At 42.1% G+C, this 468-nt stretch carries 2 protein-coding genes; both read left to right on the forward strand.

Annotation, left to right across the window (positions count from 1 at the left end):
- A partial coding sequence (locus tag AC59HZ_RS03200) for a dihydrodipicolinate reductase C-terminal domain-containing protein (protein ID WP_496544433.1) occupies positions 1-230 on the forward strand: 230 nt, incomplete at its 5' end.
- A 10-nt stretch (positions 231-240) separates the two neighbouring features.
- The coding region (locus tag AC59HZ_RS03205) for a methylglyoxal synthase (RefSeq protein ID WP_496544434.1) at positions 241-468 on the forward strand (228 nt) is incomplete at its 3' end.

The following is a 468-nucleotide window of genomic DNA, read 5'->3' on the forward strand; positions in this document are numbered from 1 at the left end:
CTATAAACGGTGCAAGAGGTGCTGATTATGACGGTATGCATATCCATTCTGTCCGATTGCCAGGGTTAATCGCCCATCAACAGGTTTTATTTGGAGCAGATGGACAAACCTTAACAATTCGTCATGATTCATATAACAGAGCTTCCTTTATGTCAGGGGTGAAGGTGGCTGTTGAAACAGTCATGAAACAAAATCATTTTGTTTATGGTCTTGAAAATATTTTAGATTAGGAGACAAATTATGAATATTGCTTTAATTGCTCATGATAAAAAAAAGAACGACTTGGTGCAATTTGCCACTGCCTACCAGACCATTTTTGCCAAGCACACATTGTTCGCGACCGGAACGACAGGTTCGAGAATCAGTGAAGCTACAGGACTGCCAATTACCCGGTTCCAGTCAGGGCCGCTAGGAGGCGATCAGGAAATTGGGGCGATGATTGCAAAAAATCAAATGGATGCTGTGTTC

It is taken from the genome of Neobacillus sp. DZ-9 (assembly GCF_059587065.1).